The 18,794-nt window shown below is 74.3% G+C and carries 20 protein-coding genes and 1 pseudogene; 7 read left to right on the top strand and 14 right to left on the bottom strand.

Annotated features, from left to right (window positions below; all coding sequences use genetic code 11):
• Window positions 1-73 precede the first annotated feature (73 nt).
• The 5 genes and pseudogenes from PV342_RS10675 to PV342_RS10655 all read right to left on the bottom strand — a co-directional run bounded on the left by PV342_RS10675 (window position 74) and on the right by PV342_RS10655 (window position 5,007).
• On the bottom strand, window positions 74-1,561 hold the full coding sequence (locus PV342_RS10675) for a cellulose-binding domain-containing protein (RefSeq protein WP_400799896.1): 1,488 nt from the start codon (window positions 1,559-1,561) through the stop codon (window positions 74-76).
• Window positions 1,562-1,749: 188 nt separating this feature from the next.
• Entirely contained in the window at window positions 1,750-2,502 is a 753-nt protein-coding gene (locus PV342_RS10670; RefSeq protein ID WP_329186837.1) for an energy-coupling factor ABC transporter ATP-binding protein, read from the bottom strand.
• Window positions 2,499-3,260 carry a cobalt ECF transporter T component CbiQ gene (cbiQ, locus tag PV342_RS10665; protein WP_386990116.1) on the bottom strand — a complete coding sequence of 254 codons (762 nt, stop codon included), beginning with the start codon at window positions 3,258-3,260 and terminating at the stop codon, window positions 2,499-2,501. The genes PV342_RS10670 and cbiQ overlap by 4 nt, the downstream gene beginning before the upstream one ends.
• Window positions 3,261-3,262: 2 nt before the next feature.
• A pseudogene (locus PV342_RS10660) lies at window positions 3,263-4,278 on the bottom strand (energy-coupling factor ABC transporter permease).
• A 165-nt stretch (window positions 4,279-4,443) separates the two neighbouring features.
• Entirely contained in the window at window positions 4,444-5,007 is a 564-nt protein-coding gene (locus tag PV342_RS10655; RefSeq protein WP_386990118.1) for a histidine phosphatase family protein, read from the bottom strand.
• Window positions 5,008-5,304: 297 nt separating this feature from the next.
• Between PV342_RS10655 and PV342_RS10650 the strand changes: the two genes are divergently transcribed.
• Together PV342_RS10650 and PV342_RS10645 are read left to right on the top strand one after the other, a co-directional pair.
• Window positions 5,305-5,526 (top strand): CbtB domain-containing protein, encoded by a 222-nt coding sequence (locus tag PV342_RS10650; protein ID WP_406266615.1) that lies wholly within the window; start codon window positions 5,305-5,307, stop codon window positions 5,524-5,526.
• A gap of 16 nt (window positions 5,527-5,542) precedes the next feature.
• Window positions 5,543-6,331, top strand: a complete 789-nt coding sequence (locus PV342_RS10645) for a CbtA family protein (RefSeq protein WP_400799906.1) — start codon at window positions 5,543-5,545, stop codon at window positions 6,329-6,331.
• Window positions 6,332-6,381: 50 nt separating this feature from the next.
• On the opposite strand, the gene PV342_RS10640 is transcribed toward PV342_RS10645, so the two are convergent.
• The 7 genes from PV342_RS10640 to PV342_RS10610 form a co-directional block, all read right to left on the bottom strand.
• On the bottom strand, window positions 6,382-7,629 hold the full coding sequence (locus tag PV342_RS10640) for a Tm-1-like ATP-binding domain-containing protein (RefSeq protein ID WP_500316763.1): 1,248 nt from the start codon (window positions 7,627-7,629) through the stop codon (window positions 6,382-6,384).
• A 40-nt stretch (window positions 7,630-7,669) separates the two neighbouring features.
• The gene (locus PV342_RS10635) at window positions 7,670-9,790 is read right to left on the bottom strand and encodes a SpoIIE family protein phosphatase (protein WP_400799912.1); all 2,121 of its coding nucleotides are present in this window, start codon (window positions 9,788-9,790) and stop codon (window positions 7,670-7,672) included.
• A gap of 166 nt (window positions 9,791-9,956) precedes the next feature.
• Window positions 9,957-10,484, bottom strand: a complete 528-nt coding sequence (locus PV342_RS10630) for a universal stress protein (RefSeq protein ID WP_500316761.1) — start codon at window positions 10,482-10,484, stop codon at window positions 9,957-9,959.
• Between the two features lie 100 nt (window positions 10,485-10,584).
• Window positions 10,585-11,667, bottom strand: a complete 1,083-nt coding sequence (locus PV342_RS10625) for an ABC transporter ATP-binding protein (RefSeq protein ID WP_500316759.1) — start codon at window positions 11,665-11,667, stop codon at window positions 10,585-10,587.
• Entirely contained in the window at window positions 11,664-12,485 is an 822-nt protein-coding gene (modB, locus tag PV342_RS10620) for a molybdate ABC transporter permease subunit (protein WP_400800072.1), read from the bottom strand. Before modB ends, PV342_RS10625 begins: the two co-directional genes overlap by 4 nt.
• Before the next feature lie 29 nt (window positions 12,486-12,514).
• Window positions 12,515-13,306: a molybdate ABC transporter substrate-binding protein gene (gene modA, locus PV342_RS10615; RefSeq protein ID WP_500316757.1), complete on the bottom strand. Its 792-nt coding sequence runs from the start codon at window positions 13,304-13,306 to the stop codon at window positions 12,515-12,517.
• A 37-nt stretch (window positions 13,307-13,343) separates the two neighbouring features.
• A complete protein-coding gene (locus PV342_RS10610) occupies window positions 13,344-13,730 on the bottom strand; it encodes a TOBE domain-containing protein (protein ID WP_400799924.1) in 387 nt (128 codons plus the stop codon).
• Between the two features lie 231 nt (window positions 13,731-13,961).
• Between PV342_RS10610 and PV342_RS10605 the strand changes: the two genes are divergently transcribed.
• From PV342_RS10605 to PV342_RS10590, 4 genes are all read left to right on the top strand, one after another.
• Window positions 13,962-14,345: a hypothetical protein gene (locus tag PV342_RS10605; protein ID WP_500316755.1), complete on the top strand. Its 384-nt coding sequence runs from the start codon at window positions 13,962-13,964 to the stop codon at window positions 14,343-14,345.
• A gap of 21 nt (window positions 14,346-14,366) precedes the next feature.
• Window positions 14,367-14,771, top strand: a complete 405-nt coding sequence (locus PV342_RS10600; RefSeq protein WP_386990137.1) for a pyrophosphohydrolase domain-containing protein — start codon at window positions 14,367-14,369, stop codon at window positions 14,769-14,771.
• Window positions 14,772-14,920: 149 nt separating this feature from the next.
• Window positions 14,921-15,319 carry a DnaJ family domain-containing protein gene (locus tag PV342_RS10595; protein WP_400799931.1) on the top strand — a complete coding sequence of 133 codons (399 nt, stop codon included), beginning with the start codon at window positions 14,921-14,923 and terminating at the stop codon, window positions 15,317-15,319.
• Window positions 15,320-15,465: 146 nt separating this feature from the next.
• Window positions 15,466-16,413, top strand: a complete 948-nt coding sequence (locus PV342_RS10590) for a YhjD/YihY/BrkB family envelope integrity protein (protein WP_400799934.1) — start codon at window positions 15,466-15,468, stop codon at window positions 16,411-16,413.
• Here the strand turns inward: PV342_RS10590 and PV342_RS10585 are convergent.
• A complete protein-coding gene (locus tag PV342_RS10585; protein WP_400799937.1) occupies window positions 16,383-16,826 on the bottom strand; it encodes a DUF7144 family membrane protein in 444 nt (147 codons plus the stop codon). The genes PV342_RS10590 and PV342_RS10585 overlap by 31 nt on opposite strands.
• Before the next feature lie 26 nt (window positions 16,827-16,852).
• The gene (locus PV342_RS10580) at window positions 16,853-17,338 is read right to left on the bottom strand and encodes a hypothetical protein (protein ID WP_500316752.1); all 486 of its coding nucleotides are present in this window, start codon (window positions 17,336-17,338) and stop codon (window positions 16,853-16,855) included.
• A 95-nt stretch (window positions 17,339-17,433) separates the two neighbouring features.
• Between PV342_RS10580 and PV342_RS10575 the strand changes: the two genes are divergently transcribed.
• Window positions 17,434-18,726 carry a hypothetical protein gene (locus PV342_RS10575; protein WP_500316750.1) on the top strand — a complete coding sequence of 431 codons (1,293 nt, stop codon included), beginning with the start codon at window positions 17,434-17,436 and terminating at the stop codon, window positions 18,724-18,726.
• Window positions 18,727-18,794: the final 68 nt, after the last annotated feature.

The raw sequence follows: 18,794 nt of genomic DNA, 5'->3' as shown, positions 1-18,794 counted from the left end.
ACGGGCCGGAGGGGCGGGTTCGCGACCGCTCCTCCGGCCCGCTCGTGTCCGGCGCGTTCGTGTCCGGGGCGCGTCAGGCGGTGGCGCAGGGCGCGCCGTCGAGGGTGAAGCCCGAGGGCGGTGAGGTGGCACCGTACCGTGTGCCGACCAGGCCGAAGGTGACCGGTTCGCCCGCCCGCACCCACCTGTTGTAGCCCTTGGCCCGGGCGGTGACCGTCCCGCCGCGCTGGAAGAAGTCGGCGTCCCACATCTGCGTCACCCGGCGGCCGTCGGAGTACCGCCAGCCGACCGTCCAGTCGCGCAGGTCCTCGCGGGCGGTCAGGGTGACCGAGGCCTGGAAGCCGTCGTACCACCGGTCGGTCACCTCGTAGGCGATCGTGCAGGACGGCGGTGCCTCCACCGGTGCGTTCCGTGCGGGCGGCGCGGCGGAGGACGGGGTGCGGCGGGCGGCGGGGATGGTGTGCTCGGCGGCCGAGGGCACGATCTCCTCGGGGAACGGCGCGCTCTCGGAGGGCTCGGGAGCCCCGGAGGCGCCGGACGCGCCCGGTGACCGCAGCGGGGGGAATCCGGGACCGTCCGGGGCGGCGCCGTCGTTGCCGCCCTGGGCCGTCGGCGCGGCCTGGGCGGACCGGGGGGCGGAGTCGTCGGCGGTGACCACGACCGTCACGCAGACCACGGCGGCCAGCACCGCGGCAGCGGCGGCCACGGCGGCCCTGCCCCGGGGTGTCCGGGTCCGCGTCCGCGCCGAGCGGGCGGCACGGGCGGCACGCCGCGACGGCCGGGGCGGAACGGCTCCCCGTCCGGCCGCCCGGCGCCGGGCCTCCAGGTAGGCGGGACCCGCCCAGCCCAGCACCCCTTCGGCCAGCGCCTCGGCCGGGCCGCCGCCGAACGGGGTCAGGCACACGGCGGCCCGCGCGCAGTCGGCGCACCCGCGCAGGTGCCGGCGCAGGTCCTCGGGCGCGGCCTCGACGGGCATCCGGGTGGCCGCGTCCAGCAGCCTGGCGTACCCCTGGCACTCGTCGGAGGGCGGCTCCTCCTGGTGGGCGCGCAGGCAGCGGTCCCGGAAGTCCTCGCGGGCCCGGTCGATCTCCCGTTCCGCGGCGGCGGCGTCGATGCCCAGCGTGCGGGCGGTCACCGCCACGGGGCGGCACTCGACCTCGGTGGACCACAGCAGTGCCGCGTCCGCCTCCGCCATGTCCCGCAGCCCGCGCAGGGCCAGCGGCTCCGGGCGCGGTGCCCTGCCCCGGCGGGCGGCGCGTTCGGCGTTGAGCCAGATGCGGAACTCCGGATGCAGGCTCTCCCCCTCGCCCCGGGCCTGCCAGTCCGCGGCGGTGTCCCGTACGGCGGTCAGCAGCAGCGGCAGCAGGGGCAGCGGCAGCGGTCCCGGCGCGAACCCGGGGTCCATCACGTCGGGTACCTGGTCCAGGCCGCGTTCGAACGCGTCGGCGGCCAGGCGTCCGCCGTCCTCGGGGGAGAGCGTGCACAGCTGGGCGAAGCACAGCGCTTCCGCCCAGTACTCGGACAGCGGTACGGCCTCCGGGACCGGGGCTGCGGCAGTCATGGGCGGTGAACCAACCTTCGGCGTCGGGAGGCGGCTGCGCCTGCGCCTTGTGGTGCCGGGAGCCTTTCACGCTTTCCACACAAGTAGCAAGGTGTGACTTCGTTTGCCGAAGGGGGAGTTGGGGCGAGAGCAGGGCTGTGCGCCGCTGCGCGGCCATGAACGCCGCCGAGCGGTTCGACGCCCGCGGATCAGCCGCGGACGGTGACCGAGCGGGGGTCGAAGCCGTACGGGAGCTCGAGGCGGTGGGCGCGCATCAGGGTGTCGTCGGAGAGGAGTTCCTGGGTGCGGCCGTCGGCGACGACGGTGCCGCCGCTGAGGACGACGGAGCGCGGGCACAGCTCCAGGGCGTACGGCAGGTCGTGGGTGACCATCAGGACCGTGACGTCCAGGGAGCGCAGGATGTCGGCGAGTTCGCGGCGGGAGGCGGGGTCCAGGTTGGAGGAGGGCTCGTCCAGGACGAGGATCTCCGGCTCCATGGCGAGGACGGTCGCCACCGCCACGCGGCGCCGCTGGCCGAACGACAGGTGGTGCGGCGGCCGGTCTGCGAACTCCGCCATGCCGACCCGCTCCAGCGCCTTGCGGACGCAGGCCTCCAGTTCGGCGCCGCGCAGACCGGCGGCGGCCGGGCCGAAGGCGACGTCCTCGCGGACGGTGGGCATGAAGAGCTGGTCGTCCGGGTCCTGGAAGACGATGCCGACCCGGCGCCTGACCTCCGCCACGTGCTTGCGGTCGCCGACCGGGAGCCCGGCGACGGTGACGGAGCCGGCCCCGGCCTCGAGGATGCCGTTCAGATGCAGCACGAGCGTCGTCTTGCCGGCGCCGTTGGGGCCGAGGAGGGCGACCCGCTCGCCGCGCGCGATGGTCAGGTCGACGCCGAACAGCGCCTGGTGGCCGTCGGGGTAGGCGTAGGCGAGGCCCTTGACCTCGAGTGAAGCGGTCACAGGAACCATCCCATCAGGCAGACCGCCAGCGCGGCGGCCGGGAGCACGGCCGCGTACGACCACTGGGCGCGTGAGGCGGTCACATCGTCGATCACCGGCATGCTGCCGGCGTAGCCGCGGCTGATCATCGCCAGGTGGACGCGTTCGCCGCGTTCGTAGGAGCGGATGAACAGGGCGCCCGCGGACTTGGCGAGCACGCCCCAGTGGCGCGGGCCGCGCGCCTCGAAGCCGCGCGAGAGGCGGGCGACGCGCATCCGGCGCATCTCGTCGGTGATGACGTCCCCGTAACGGATCATGAAGGAGGCGATCTGCACCAGCAGCGCCGGCAGCCGCAGCCGCTGCAGGCCGAGGATGAGTTCGCGCAGCTCGGTGGTGGAGGCCAGCAGCACGGAGGCGGCGACGCCGAGGGTGCCCTTGGCGAGGATGTTCCAGGCGCCCCACAGGCCGTGCACGCTCAGGGACAGACCCAGTACCTCGGTGCGCGGGCCCTCGGCGACGAAGGGCATGAGGACGGCGAAGGCGACGAAGGGCACCTCGATCAGCAGCCGCCGCAGCAGGAAGCCGGCCGGGACGCGCGCCACGACGGCGACCGTGGCCAGCAGTACCGCGTACAGGCCGAAGGCCCACACCGCGGAGCGCGGCGTGGACACGACGACCAGGACGAAGCAGAAGACCGCGGCGATCTTGCACTGCGGGGGCAGCGCGTGCACCGGCGAGTGCCCGTGCCGGTAGAGCCGGTGGGCGTGGCCCGCGCCCACCGTCAGCCCTCGTCCGCGCGCGGCCGGCGGCGGACGATCCAGAAGACGCCGGTGCCGAGCGCCAGGGTGGCGCCGACACCGATGACACCGGCGAGGCCGCCGGAGAGCCGGGCGTCGCCGACGTCCTTGGTCTGGTAGTCCGCCAGCGGCGAGTCCTTGGCCGCGTGGTCCTCGGCCTTCTTGTCGATGCCGTGGTCGGCGGCGACCTTCTCCAGCCCGTCGGGGCTGGCCGAGGCGTAGTAGCTGACGAATCCGGCGAGCGCCAGGGCGGCGATCAGGCCGGCGATCCACAGCGGCCGTATGCCGCCGCGCTTCGGGGTGTCGGTCACGGCCGCCATCAGACGGTCGCCTCCTTGAGTTCCAGCGGGCGGCGCAGGTCACGGGCGCCGTGGACGAGGTCGGGGCGGACGGCGATGACGGCGCCCACCGTCGCGGCGGTGATCACCGCCTCACCGATGCCGATCAGGACGTGCACGCCGACCATGGCGGTGAAGACCTTGCCGAGCGAGACGTCGGTCGTCCCGCCCAGCGCGTAGATCCCGGTGAAGGCGACCGCCGCGGCCGGGACGGAGACCAGGGCCGCGACGAAAGCCGCGCCGGTCACCCCGCCGCGCCCGTTCGGCAGCACCTTGACCAGGGCGCGGAAGAGGGCGTAGGCGACGACCACGGTCACGATCGCCATGTCGGTGATGTTCACGCCGAGGGCGGTGAGGCCGCCGTCGGCGAAGAGCACGCCCTGGATGAGCAGGACCACGGACACGCACAACACCCCTGTATAGGGGCCGACGAGTATCGCCGCGAGCGCTCCGCCGAGGAGGTGGCCGCTGGTGCCGGCGGCCACCGGGAAGTTGAGCATCTGGACGGCGAAGATGAACGCGGAGACGAGTCCGGCCAGCGGCGCGGTGCGCTCGTCCAGTTCGCGTCGCGCACCGCGCAGGCTCACCGCCACGGCTGCCGCCGCGACGGCACCGGTCGCCACCGAGACCGGGGCGTCGATGAATCCGTCGGGTACATGCATGGAGAGCTCCGCTCCGGGGTCGCATAGGAAGTCGAACGCTCAATCATAGAGTCCTGTTGCGACACGTTTGCAAGAGCCTGCATGGCGCTGGAGCGCATCACCCGCGTGTGTCCGCTCGCACTTCATCCCGCTTCATCCCGCTTCAGCCGCGCTTCCGGTGCCCGGTCAGCCCAGCGGGCGCCCCGCCCGCAGGTTCCAGCGTCCGGACCGCCCGCTGAATTCCGTCGCCGTCAGCGGGGGCACGTCGATCCGCCAGAAGGACGCCTCCGGCGCACCCAGGGCCCGTACCGCGCAGGCCCGGACGATCTCCGGTTCGACGACGGCGAGCACCCGGCCCGGCGTGGCGGCGAGCCCGTCGAGCCAGCCGCCGACGCGGGCGCACAGCTCGCGCAGCGACTCGGCGTCGTGCGGCGCGGCGTCCGGGTCGGAGAGCCAGGCGGCCACCGCCTCCGGTTCCTCGGCGCTCACCTCGGCGAGGGTGCGTCCCCGCCAGCGGCCCAGCGCCCAGCCCGCGGGCGCGGTCTCCTCGGCGGCGAGGCCGAGCGCCTGCGCGGTCGCGCGGCAGCGCACCGTGGGCGAGACGGGCACCGGTACCGCGGAGGGCAGCGAACCGGCCAAGGCGCGGGCGGCGGCGAGCGCCTGCTCGTCCGGCGGCACGTCGTCGTCGAAACGCGCCTCTCGCAGCGCCGCGTTCACCACCGGTGAGATCAACGTCACCCGGGTCGTCATGCACCCTCCTCGTTCTCCGGCGATCCCCTGGAATCGCCGACTGCCGCCCCGCACCGGGCCTGTCTGCGGCACCGAAGCGGCTCCCGCGCATGCCGTGGCGTGAACGCGCGCCCTTGGCCGGATCACCGGATCGCGGTACCGTCACGACGACATTCACGACGACACGGCGGAAGTCCGGTGCAAATCCGGCACGGTCGCGCCACTGTAAGCCCAGCCCAGCGCCAGGCGAGTCAGACCCGCAGTCGTCCGACAGAGCTCCACCGACCGGGACGCGAGTTCCCACCAGGAGGTCATGCCATGGCGCAGTCCGCCGCCTCGCCGGCCATAACCCCTTCCGCCGCCCCCTTGACGCTGCCGATCAGGGCGATCCTGCCCTGGGCGGTCTTCTTCGGCGTCCTGATGCTGGTCCTGCTCTACTTCGTGGGTGCCGAGCAGGGGGCCACGTCCCTCATGTCCGGTGAGAACGTCCACGAGTGGCTGCACGACGGGCGCCACCTGCTCGGCTTCCCCTGCCACTGACAGGGGCGCCGCACCGATGAACCCCGCCAACCCCGTCAATTCGGTCACCGTCAGACAACTGCTGGTGCGGGGCATGCTGGCCGGCCTCGCCGCCGGCGCGCTCGCGCTGGTCGTCGCCTACCTGCTGGGCGAGTCCCGGGTCGACGCCGCCATCGCGTTCGAGGAGTCGCACGCCCACGAGCACGGCGGCGCCGAACCGGTCAGCCGCGCCCTGCAGTCCAGCGCCGGTCTGGCCACCGGCCTCCTCGTGTACGGCGTGGCGCTGGGCGGCATCGCCGCGCTCGCCTACTGCTTCGCCCTCGGGCGGATCGGCCGCTTCGGCGCCCGGCCGACGGCGATGCTGCTGTCGGCCGCGGCGCTCGTCGCGGTCTACGTCGTGCCCTTCCTGAAGTACCCCGCCAACCCGCCGGCCGTCGGCGACCCCGACACCATCGGCGAACGCACCACGCTGTACTTCCTGATGATGCTGCTCAGCGTGCTGCTCGCGATCGCCACCGTGATCCTGGGCAGGCGCCTCGCGCCGCGCCTGGGCAACTGGTACGCGACCGTGGCCGCCGGCGTCTTCCTCGTCGTGACCGTGGGGCTCGCGTACGCGCTCCTGCCCGGGATCAACGAGGTGCCGGAGCACTTCCCGGCGCAACTGCTGTGGCAGTTCCGTCTGGCGGCGCTGGCGATCCAGCTGACGCTGTGGACCTCCTTCGGGCTGGTCTTCGGCCACCTGGCCGGACGCCTGCTGGAACCTGCCCCGGCCGCCGCCTCCGCGGGGCGCGACGCCGTGGGCGCGGGCACGGCGGCCTCCGTCTAGGGCCGCCGTCCGGGCCCGCCGCACCGTACGCACGACCGCCCGTACGACGCTCAGCGCGTCGTGCGGGCGGTCGCGTGCACGGAGGAGACGAGCCCGTGCAGCCGGTCCGCCGCGGCGCGGCCGAAGGCGGGGTCGTTGAGGTGCGTGTCGTACTCGGCGACCTCCACCCGGCTGCCGCGCAACTCCTCGCGGAGGGTGCGGAACAGCACCCCGTCCACCGCCCGGTCGTGGTACGGCCCGCCCGGCGCCCCGAGGGTGGACAGCCCGCGCAGCGGCAGCAGGAGCGTGGCCGGGCCGGTGGCCGCGCGCAGCTTCGCGGCGACCTGACGGCCGAGTTCGGCGCACTCGGCGGCTGAGGTGCGGATCACGGTCACCGACGGGTTGTGTACGTGGACGTGACGGGCCCGGAAGCGGTCCGGCAGCGAGGCGAGCGGGCCGAACTTGACCATGTCGAGCGCTCCCGGGCTCACCACCTGCGGCAGCCCGGCGCGGCCCGCGGCGCGCAGCCGGTCGGGCCCCGCGCCGAAGGCGCCGCCCACCAGCTCGTCGGCGAGCTCGCTGAGCGTCAGGTCGAGCACCCCGCTGAACATGCCCTCCCCGGCGAGCGACTCCAGGGAGCGGCCGCCGGAGCCCACGGAGTGGAAGACCAGCACCTCGTAGCCGAGTTCGGTGAGCCGCGCCCGGGCGGCGTCGACCCCGGGGGTCGTCACCCCCGCCATGCTCGCCGCCACCAGCGGCCGGTCCCCGGCGGGCGCGGCGGGCGCCCCGGCGAAGCCCCTGGCCATCCCGGCGATGGCGTCGGCCGCGTTCGCCAGGATCGGCGCCGACACCCGGTTGACGCCCGCGATGTCGACGACGCTGTACATCATGGCGATGTCGGTCGCGCCGACGTACGGGGAGACGTCGCCCGCGGCCATCGAGGAGACCATCAGCTTCGGCACGCCCAGCGGCAGCTCCCGCATCGCGCGGGTGGCGATCGAGGTGCCGCCGCTGCCCCCGATGGCCAGCACGCCGTGCAGCCTGCCCTCGTCGTGCAGCCGGCGCACCACCCGGGCCGCCCCCTCGGCCATGACCGTCACCGCGGTGCCGCGGTCGCCCGCCCTGCGCAGCCGTTCGGCGTCCGCACCCACGGCGGAGGCCACGACGGAGCGGGGGATGTCGGGGGTCACCAGGGGCTCGCCGGCCACGCCCGCGTCGATCAGCACGACCTCGACGGCGGCGCGCAGGAGGCGATCCCGCAGCCAGCCGTACTCGGTGCCCTTGGTGTCCAGCGTTCCCAGCAGCGCAACCACCGGCATGGACACCAGTGTTGGGTCCCAAGCTGGAAGTGACAAGGCCTCATGACGGGGGCACGGGACGCAGCAGCAGGAGCGCGGTGTCGTCGGTGCGGTCGGCGGCACGGCCGTCGTAGTGGACGAGGGCCTCGGCCAGTTCGTCCAGCGGGAGCCTGCCCCGGGAGGACAGCGTCACGGCCAGGGCGGCGATGGCCTCGTCCAGGTCGCCGCCGGGGGTCTCGATGAGCCCGTCGGTGTAGAGCGCGAGGACCGCGCCGGGGGGCAGCGTCATCGTGCTCGTGGGGTACTCGGCGCCCGGGTCGATGCCGAGCAGCAGTCCGGTCGGCCGGCCCAGGATGTCGGTGCGGCCGTCGGGGAAGCGCAGCAGGGCCGGCGGGTGGCCCGCGGAGGCCATCCGCAGGACGCCCTCCGTGAGCTGGAGGTGGGCGTAGAGGCAGCTGGTGAAGAGCCCGGTGTCGAGTTCGTCCAGCAGCCGGTTGGTGCGGGACAGCACCTGGTCGGGGGTCGCGCCGGCGGTGGCGTGCGCGTGCACCGCGGTGCGCACCTGGCCCATCAGGGCGGCGGCGTTGACGTTGTGGCCCTGGACGTCGCCGATGACGGCGGCGACGCAGGTGTCGTCCAGCCGGATCAGGTCGTAGAAGTCGCCGCCGACCTCCATGCCGGTGGTCGCGGGCAGGTAGCGGGCGGCGACCTCCAGCCCGGGCAGGGCGGGCAGGGTGTGCGGCAGCAGCCCCGACTGCAGGCTGTGCGCGAGGTGGTGCTTGGCGTCGTAGATCCGCGCCCGGTCCAGGGCCTGGGCGATCAGCCCGCTGAGCGAGGTCAGCGCGGCCCTTTCGTCGGCGGGGAAGGAACGCTCCCGGGCGAACGCGAGGACGCAGGCGCCCACGGGGCGGCCGGAGGCGATCAGCGGCAGGAAGGCCCAGGCCGCCATGTCCGACAGCAGTTCCATGCCCTGGTAGGCCCGGACGAGGTCCTCGGGGGAGCCGTAGAAGCTGGGGACGCCGGTGTTCAGGGCCCGGGTCGCCGGGAGGCGCGCGGTCAGCGCGGTGCCGTCCAGGGCCGCCATGACCTCGGGCCGGTAGCCGCGGTCGCCGATCACGCGCAGCCGGCCGCCCTCCGCGACGCACAGCACGAAGGCGTCGGCGCCGATCGCGGCCGGGAAGAGGTCCGCGACCAGCCGGACGACGTCGTCCACGCCGACGGCCTCGGTGAGGGCCGTCGCGAGGTGCATGAGGTGGTAGATCGCCCCGATCCGGATCGGCACCCCGGCCTCGTCGTACGGGGCCGCCTGCGGGGAGGGGCCCGCCTCCGCGTCGGTGGGGGAGATCCGCACGCTGACCCCGGTCGCGTCCGGGTAGAGCTGCACGAGCAGCCAGTGGTCGGGCGGCCTCAGGGCGGTGAACGAGACCGGCTGCCCGCTGAGTACGGCGGCGCGGTAGCGGTCCTCGTGGGCGGGGTCCCGCAGCCAGCGCAGGCTCTCCCAGGGGAGGGAGCCCACGAGCCGCTCGGCGGGCACGCCGACGAGCTCCGCCGCGCGGGGGCTGACGTAGGTGATCCGCCCGTCGAAGTCGAGCGCGCAGGCCCCCTCGGGCAGCCGCCGGGCCCAGTCCGCCGCCGCGAGGGCCTCGTCCGGGTGCACCGGGACCGCCCGCGCGGTCCGCAGCACCCGCGGCTCGGGCCCGGGCAGGATCGGCTCCCCGCCGGCGCCGGCCCGTACGAGCTGGTCGGAGAGCCGTTCACGGGCCTGCTCCAGCAACGCGCGCTCCGCGGGCGGCGCCTCGGCGGGGCGGGGACGGGACCAGATCAGCACCAGGGTGCCGAGCACGGCGCCGGTGTCGGTGTCGGTGAGCGGGGCGGCGACCATGGACAGGTCGTAGGGCATGACCAGCGCCGTGCGCGGATAGCGGTCGGCCAGCTCCTCCCGGGAGCCGACCCGGATCGTCCGGCCCTCCCGTACGGCGTCGGCCACCGGGGTCGACCGCTCCATGGGCAGCCGCGACCACGGCATCGACAGCTCGCGCGGCGCCCCGGTGATGACCTCCATCCCCAGCGCGCGGCCCTCGGGCATCAGCAGGAAGACCGCACCGACATGGGCGCCCGTCTCGCGCACCACTTCGGCGAGCACCTGGTCCAGCAGCTCCCGCGCGGGGGCAGTCACCACCATGTGTGGCTCCACCATCGGGCCGACACCACCTATAAGGGGACGATACGCCCCCGTCCGCCCCGTCTCCTCCCGCCGGTTCGAAGGGTGGTGTCCCGCACGGGACCGGTCGGGGGGCCGCGGCGGTGGGTGCGCCGGCGGTGGCGCTGCCGGCCTGGTCGGCGAGGGTTCAGCGCAGGGGCGCGGCGGTGTGCAGGGGCAGCCGCCAGGTGTTGCGGCGGTGCATGTCCTCGAGGACCCCGTGGAGCGGGGAGCGGGGTACGGCGAGCACCGGGCAGACCGCGTGGGCGAGGCAGTGCCGGGCCACCGGGGGGCTCAGCAGCCGGCGCAGCCGGCCGCGTCGCCCGGCGCCCACCACCAGTACGTCGTCCGGGCGGTTCGCGACCTGGGTCAGCGCCCACCCCGCGGGCCCGCGGACGGTCAGCGCGCGCAAGGGGAGGTCCTCCGGGAGCCGGCCGAAGGCGGACTCGACGGCGTCGAGCAGCCGCCGCCGGGCCCGGTCCTGCCCGGCGTCCAGCAGTGGGGGGCAGGAGGAGCGCCGGTAGGCGAACTCCCCGCCCGGCGGTTCCCAGGCGAGCACGGCGACGAGCACCGCGCCCGTACGGCGTGCCTCGGCGGCGGCCCGGTGCAGCGCCGTGAGGCTGCCGAGGGAGCCGCTCAGCCCCACGACCACGCGGTGGTGTCCGGCGTCATCCATGTCCTCGATGGAAGACCCGGGCGCGGCGCCCGCGGGGGCTCCTTGTCGTCCCCTTGTCGCCGGTCGGCGTACTCCTGACGCCGCCCTGACCAGGCGGGCCTCAGTCCGGGTAGGCGTGCGTCTGGGCCGCCTTGACGGTGGCCCACACCTCGGCGCCGGGGTGCAGCCCGAGTTCCGCGGTGGCCACCGCGGTGAGGTCGGCGGCGAGCGGGAGTTCTCCCCGGACGTCCACGCGGATCTGGTCTCCGTGCGACTCCAGGCCGGCGACCCGGCCCTGCCACATGTTCCGGGCGCTGGAACCGGTGGGGCGCTCCCGGTGGAGGGTGACGGCGCCGGGCGGGAAGGCGACGAAGGCCGGGCCGGACAGTTCCTCCGTGGTGGTGATGGCGGGTCCGCCGTCGATCCGTACGGTGTGGCCGTCGGCGCGGCCCCGGTAGAGGTTGAGGCCGACGAGGTGCGCGATGTAGTCGGTGCGCGGGCGGCGGGCGATCTCGGCGGGGGTGCCCTCCTGCACGCAGCCGCCGTGCTCGATGACCACCAGCCGGTCGGCCAGCACCATGGCGTCCAGCGGGTCGTGGGTGACCAGGACGGCCACCGCCTCGAAGTCGGCCAGGTGGCGGCGGAGTCCGGAGCGGACCTCCAGACGCGTGCGGGCGTCGAGCGCGGCCAGCGGCTCGTCCAGGAGCAGCAGCCGGGGCCTGGTCGCCAGCGCCCGGGCGAGGGCGACGCGCTGCGCCTGGCCGCCGGAGAGCCGGCGGGGCCGGGCCCCGGCGTGCTCGGCCAGGCCCATGCGCTCCAGCCACTCGGCGGCCTCTGCGCGGGCGCGCGCCTTGGGCACGCCGCGGCAGCGCGGACCGAAGGCGACGTTGTCCAGCGCCGACAGGTGCGGGAAGAGCAGGTAGTCCTGGAAGACCACGCCCACCGGCCGGGTCTCGGGAGGCGTCCCGTCCAGGGCGGCGCCGTCCAGCCGCAGGTGGCCGGCGGTCAGCGGGGTCAGCCCGGCCAGGGCCCGCAGCGCGGTGGTCTTGCCCGCGCCGTTGGGGCCGAGGAGGGCGAGCACCTCGCCGGGGCCGGCGGTGAGCGTCACGTCGAGGCGGAAGGCGCCGCGGTCGACGACCAGCCGGGCGTCCAGGCCCTGCGGGGCCGGGCCGCCGGTGGTGGCGGTCTTCTCCAGGGAGGTCATGGCGTGGTCATCCAGCGGTCGCGCAGTCCGGCCAGGACGGCGATCGAGACGGCGAGCAGCACCAGGCTGAGCGCGATGGCGGCGGCCGGGTCGCTCTGCAGGGCGAGGTAGACGGCGAGCGGCATCGTCTGCGTACGGCCGGGGAAGTTGCCCGCGAAGGTGATGGTGGCTCCGAACTCGCCGAGCGCCCGTGCCCAGGCCAGGACGGCTCCGGCGGCGATGCCGGGGGCGATCAGCGGCAGCGTCACCCGGCGGAAGGCGGTGAAGCGGGAGGCGCCGAGGGTGGCGGCGGCCTCCTCGTAGCGCGGGTCGGCGGCCCGCAGGGTGCCCTCGACGCTGATGACCAGGAACGGCATCGCGACGAAGGCCTCCGCGATGACGACGCCCGCCGTGGTGAAGGGCAGCGTCACCCCGAACCACTGGTCCAGCCACCGCCCGGCGATGCCGTTGCGGCCCAGCGCCAGCAGCAGCGCCACACCGCCGACCACGGGCGGCAGCACCAGGGGCAGCGTCACCAGGGCGCGCACCAGCCGGCGCCCGGGGAACTCGGTGCGGGCCAGCAGCCACGCCAGGGGCACGCCCAGCACCAGGGTCACCGCTGTGGCGAGGGTGGCGCAGATCAGGGAGAGCCGCAGCGCCTGCCACACCCCGGGGCTGGTCAGCTGCGCGGGCAGTTCGCTCCACGGGGTGCGGACCAGCAGCCCGGCGAGCGGCAGCACGAGGAAGACGAGACCGAGCAGGGCGGGCAGCAGCAGCGGCAGGGGCACCGGGGAGCGGTGGCCCTGCCGGCGGGCGGCGCGGCGCGGCCGGGACTCCAGGAGTTCGGGCACGCCGCCGCTGTGGCCGGTCACGGGGTGAGGAATCCCGCCTCGGTCAGCACCTTCCGGCCCTGGCCGGACCGGACGAGGGCGATGAAGGCCTCGGCGGCCCCGGCGTTGGGAGCGTCCTTCAGCAGGACGATGGGGTAGTCGTTGACGGCGCCGGCGGACTCGGGGAACTGCACGCCCTCCACCTTGCCGGCGGCGGCCTGCACGTCGGTCTTGTAGACCACGGACGCGTCGACCTCCTTCAGCTGCACCTTCGTCAGGGCGCTCTTGACGTCCTGCTCGTAGGAGACCGGGGTGAGCCTCAGGCCGGCGCCGTCCAGCGCCTTCTGCGCCGCGGCGCCGCAGGGCACCTCCTTGGCGCACAGCGCGACCTTCAGCCCCGGCTCGGTGAGGTCCTCGAGCGTCGCGACGTCCTCGGGGTTGCCCGGGACGACCGCGATCTCCAGCTGGTTGCGCACGAAGGTGGCGGGCTCGCCGGCCGCGCTCTTCGCGTCGGTGACGATCTGCATGGTCTTGGGGGAGGCGGCGGCGAAGACGTCGGCGGGGGCGCCGGAGGTGATGCTGGCGGCGAGCGCGTCGCTGCCGCCGAAGCTGAACGTGACCTTGGTGCCGGGGTGTGCCGCCTCGAACTCCTCGCCCAGTTCGGTGAAGCTCTCCTTGAGGGAGGCGGCGGCGAAGACGGTGACCGTGCCCTTCACGTCGCCCGCGGAGGACGCGCCCGCCGAGGACGAACAGGCGCTGAGGGCCAGCAGCAGCGCGGTTCCTCCGACGGCCGGCTGAAGGGTCCGGCGGTGCGTGGGACGGGTCGTCACAGGACTGCTCCTCCGAGGCTCGATCTCTGCGGTGGCTCTACGGTGTCTCGACGACCACGTTGGTCGACTTGATGACGGCGACCGCCGGTGCGCCCGGCTCGAGCTTCAGCTCCTCGGCCGACTCCCGGCTGATCATGGACACCACGCGGAACGGGCCGGCCTGGATCTCGACCTGCGCGGAGACGTCGCCGAGGATCACCTCGGTGACGATGCCCGCGAAACGGTTGCGGGCCGAGGAGCCGGTGCGCTCGCGCTCCGTGCGGTTGAACTCCCGGGCGAAGGCTGCCAGATCGGGGCCCTCGATGATGCGCCGGCCCTGCTCGTCGCGTTCCGCGCGCAGCCGCCCGGCGTCGACCCAGCGCCTGAGGGTGTCGGCGCTCACGCCCATCAATGCGGCCGCCTCGCCGATCCGGTAGGTGTGCATGACTCGATCATAGTGACGCAGATGCAAGTGAGAAGCCCTTTGTTTGATTGCATCAGCCGGGTTTCGCGACGCCTAGGGTCGCATCTGCGTTTCCGAGACCTTCGAGGGCGGGTACGGTCATCGGGGGAGGTGGAAGCCCGTGACCGGGCTCGTCCTGAGCGGCGAAACCTGGCCCGCCCTGCCCCGCTCACCGTTCCCGACCCGCGCGCCTGGCCCCGGCACACGGCCCGGGTGAGCTTCGAGCGCCGGACCGGCGGCGTGCAGCACCACCGTTTCGAGGGCCCGTTGCTCCACGAGGTGCTGTGCTCGGCCGGTCCCGGCTCCGACCCCGGACGCCGCAAGGACCGAATGCGCTTCCTCATCGCCGTCACCGGGGCGGACGGTCACCACGCGCCGCTGTCCTGGGCCGAGATCGACCCGGACCTCGGGCAGGCCCGCGTCCTGCTCGCCACCCGCATCGACGGCACCCCGCTGGACGCGCGGGGCCCGCAACCGGTGCTGCCCCAGGACCGCTGCGGGGCCCGGCACATCAGCGGCATCACCGCCGTCCGCGTGGACGGCGGGTACGGCGGGTACGGCGGGCGCCCGGCGGCGGAAGGCGACGAAGGCGTGTGAGCGGGCACTACGATCGGCGGAATGCGCCCCTCCCCCGCCGGCCTGGTCCGTGAGTTCCACACCGCCTTCGGCCTCGACGCCCGTCCCCGTCCGACCGAGATCACGCCCGAGTACGCGGCGCACCGGCAGGACCTGCTGGCCGAGGAGGTGGCGGAGGTCGCCGAGGCCTCGGAGAACGGTCCCCTGGACCACCTCGCGCACGAACTGGCCGACGTGGTCTACGTCGCGTACGGCACCGCGCTGGTGCACGGCATCGACCTGGACGCGGTCATCGCGGAGATCCACCGCGCCAACATGAGCAAGCTCGGCCCCGACGGGCGCCCGACCCTGCGGGCCGACGGCAAGGTCCTCAAGGGCGAGCACTACCAGGCCCCGGACGTCGCGGCGGTCCTGCGCGCCCAGGGCTGGGCCCCCGCCGGGGAGTGATGCGCCGGCGCGGCGTGTGCGGCCGTGAGCCGTGCCGCTTCGCCGGCCGGAGCCCGTGGACGTCGCTCCGCAGGGCGCGCGGGCCGACGTCCGGGGACGGCTCACCCCGGCCCTCCCCCTCCGCCGCGGTGGGAGGGAGAATCAGGGGCATGACGGAGCGCAAGCCACCGGGCGTCCCCTTCGAGTCCTGGGTCGACAAGCAGATCCGGGAGGCCACGGAACGCGGCGCCTTCGACAACCTGCCCGGGGCCGGGAAGCCCCTGGCCTCCCTCGACAGGCCCTACGACGAGCTGTGGTGGATCAGGGAGAAGATGGCCCGCGAGGGGCTGTCCCACCTCCCGGCGAGCCTCAAGCTGCGCAAGGAGGTGGAGGACGCGATGGACGCCGCCTCCCACGCCCCCTCCGAACACGAGGTGCGCCGCATCGTCGAGGAGGCCAACGAGAAGATCCGCGCGGGCATCCGCACCCCGATGGACGGTCCGCCGCTCAACCTCGTCCCGTACGACGTGGAGGACGTCGTCGCACGGTGGCGCGCGGAGCGCGACTGAGTCACCCGCGCCGTTGCGTCGAGGCCCGCCCAGAGCCCTGGTGACCGGGCAGCGGGACGGACGGCTCGCGGCGGTTCCGGTGACCTCCCGTTCCGCGCCGCGGGCCCCCGGTTGCGGGGTCCGGCGGGCTGAAAAATAGTCGGACTGTGAAAGGGCGGCCACGGGTCAGCATCCCGGAGGGGCTCCGTGCGCGGTTCGCGGACCTGCCGGGGCGGGCGCGCGCCCTGCGGGATGACACCGAGCGGCGGTTCCCCATCGTCACCCGGCTCGCCGCCCGGCTGCTGAGCGTCAACGTGCTCGACGCGGCCACCCGGTTGGCCGCCCAGGCCTTTCTGACCGCCGTGCCGCTGCTGTTCGTCATCGCGTCCCTCGCCCCGGAGAGCGTGCGCAAGGAACTCCTCGACTCGCTGGTGCGGGTGCTGGGGCTCTCCGGTCCCTCCCGTGAACAGCTGCGCTCGGTCTACGAGTCGGATCCGGGGAGCCTGCGCCAGACGGTGGGGGTGGTGGGCATCCTGATGGCCCTGCTGTCGGCGACGGCCTGCAGCCGGGCGATGCAGCGGGTGTGCGAACGCGCCTGGCACCTGCCGAAGTCGGCGGCGCGGATCGCGGCCTGGCGCTGGTTCGCCTGGGTGTGCGCGGCGCTGGTCTACCTGGCGATACAGGGTCCGCTGCGGGAGGGCTTCGGCGCGGGCCGCTGGCTCGGTGTCCCGCTGTCCCTGGTGAGCGCGGTGGGGATCTGGTGGTGGACCCAGCACCTGCTGCTGGGCGGCCGGATCGGCTGGCGGCCGCTGCTGCCGGGGGCGCTGCTCACGGCGGTGCTCCTGGAGGCGGCCGTCTTCGCCGCGCCGCTGTACGTGCCGAAGGCGCTCAACCGCAGCCTGCAGGCGTACGGCTCGCTGGGGTCGGTGTTCACCCTGCTGTCCGGGCTGATCGCGCTGTGCGTCGTGGCGACCGTCTGCCTCACCGTGGGCGCGGTGTTCCACGGCGACGAGTCGGCGGCCGGGGCGGCGCCCGCCGTGCCCGCCGCGCCCGGCCCGCCGGGGGAGGGCCGGGCGGGCGGCGGTCAGGCGGCCGGTGAGCGCTCCGGCCTGTAGTGGGAGAGCGCCCAGATGATGAAGATGTCGAGCGCGATGAGGATGATCGACCAGAACGGCAGGTAGGGCAGGTACAGGAAGCTCACGATGATGCCCAGGCCCGCCAGGACGACACCCGTGATCCGTGACCAGAGCGCGGCGCCGCTGAGGAGTCCGGTGCCCGTGACCACCAGGAGCACGCCGAGGACCAGGTGGATCCATCCCCACGCGGTCAGGTTGAACTTGTAGACGTAGTCGCCGATCCGCGCGTACACGTTGTCCGCGGCGATCCCCGAGATGCCCTGGAAGATGGCCAGGACGCCGTCGACGAGCAGCAGGACGCCGGCGAAGATGACGCCGCCGTGCGCCCACGCGCTGTGGTTGCCGCTCTTGGGCGCGGGTGCGGGTGTCGGTGTGGTGCCGGTGGCTGCCATGGCTGCCTCCTCGCGGTGATGGTGCTTCAGTGCCGCAGCGCCCGCTCCACCTGGGCCTTGACCGTGCCCGTCAGGTCGCGGTTGCTGCGTACCGTGGCCTCGCCGGACTTCTGCGGGGCCACGTCCGCGACGTTGACCACGGCGGCGTCGAGGAGGTTCCCGCTGGTGTCGCGGAAGGTCACCTCGACGGTGTACGTGGCCTGTTTGTCGCCGCTGTTGGTGGCCGTGACCGTGGTGGTGGCCTTGCCGCCCTCGACGGTCACGGGGTCGAGCCTGACGTCGTCCTTCGCGTTGACGCCGTTCTTGATCTTCGCCAGCTGGGACTGCGCGGCGGCGGTCGCCGAGGCGACGGCCTCCGCGCCCTCGGACACCAGCGAGGACGCGGCGGACGCGGCCTTCGACGCCTTCTCGGCGGGGGTGCTCTCGTTGTCCGAGCAGGCGCTCGCCGCCAGCGCGGTGGTTGACAGAACGACCGCCGCGCACATCGCACGGCCCCGGTACGGCCTCGTCATTCACTACCTCCACAGTGTCATGCGCCTCAAATGGCACATAATTCACAATACGGATTGAATTGCCGTGTCGCGTGGTGAAGAGAGGCGGCGGTGGCATGGCGGGTGCAACGCCCGAAGGGCGTGACGATCTCGCCGAACTGCGCGCCCGGCTGTCGGCACTGGAGGCGCGGGAGACCGTTCCCGCAGGCGCCGGACCACAGGCCCCGCCGCCTCACCGGCGACCCGTCCGGGCGTTCTTCTCGGCCCTGTTCATCGTGGTGGCCTGCGTCTTCGTGCCGCTGAGCGCGCTGGCCGTCTGGGTGGACTCCGAGGTCGGCGACACCGGCCGCTACGTCGCCACCGTCGCGCCCCTGGCGAGCGACCCCGCCGTGCAGGACGCCGCCGCCAACCGGATCACGTCCGTGGTGATGCAGCACATCGACGTGAAGAGCCTCCTGGACGAGGTCGCCCCGCAGGACCGCCCCCGACTCGACCAGCTCCTCGGCCGCGTCTCCGGCCCGCTGACCAGCGGCATCGAGAGCCTGGTGCACTCGACGGCGGAGAAGGTCGTGCGCAGCGACGCCTTCGAGAAGGTCTGGACCGACGCCAACCGCCGGATCCACGGCTCGCTGGACAAGGCGCTGACCGGCCAGGGCGGCGGCGCGGTCAAGCTCACCAACGACACCGTGGCCGTCGACCTCGCCCCCGTCATCGACCAGGTCAAGCAGCGGCTGGTCGACGGGGGCCTGACCATCGCCGCGAAGATCCCCGAGGTCCACACCGACTTCACCGTCGTCCGCTCCGAGAAGGTCGGCAAGATCAGGACCGCCTTCCGGCTCCTGCAGCTCGCCGGCTTCTGGCTGCCGATCGTCACCGTCGTCCTCGCGGCCGCGGGCGTGCTGCTCGCCCTCCGACGGCGCCGCGCCCTGGTCGCCGCCGCGCTGGGCTTCGCCGCCGCCGCCCTCGTACTCGGCGCCGCGCTGACCGTCTTCCGGGCGATCTACCTCGACGCGCTGCCCGCGAGCGTCGACCAGCAGGCCGCCGGGACGGTCTACGACACCCTGATCCGCTTCCTGCGCCAGACCGTCCGCGCCGTGTTCGTGCTCGGTGTCGTCGTCGCGCTGGGCGCCTGGCTGAGCGGGCCCGGGCGGTACGCCCGCCGCACCCGCGGGGTGTGGGAGTCGGTGCTGGGCGGCGCGGGCGACGCGGCGCACCGGGTGGGGCTGCGGACCGGCCCCGTCGGCCCCTGGCTGGTGCGCCACAAACCGCTGGTCGGCTGGATCGTCGTGGCGGCCGCGGCCCTCGCGCTCGCCTTCTGGTCCTACCCGACCGGCTGGGTCGTCCTCGGGCTGGCACTCGCCGTCGTCCTCGTCCTCGCCGTCGTGGAGTTCCTGGCCAGGCCCGACTGACCGCTCACCCGATCGGCCGCCCCGCGCTGCGCCGGGAAGGCCGCCGCCGGAGGCTGACGGGAGGGCCC

It is taken from the genome of Streptomyces sp. PA03-3a, assembly GCF_033792735.1.
Lineage (GTDB): Bacteria > Actinomycetota > Actinomycetes > Streptomycetales > Streptomycetaceae > Actinacidiphila.
This window is presented reverse-complemented; position numbering and strand designations above follow the sequence as displayed.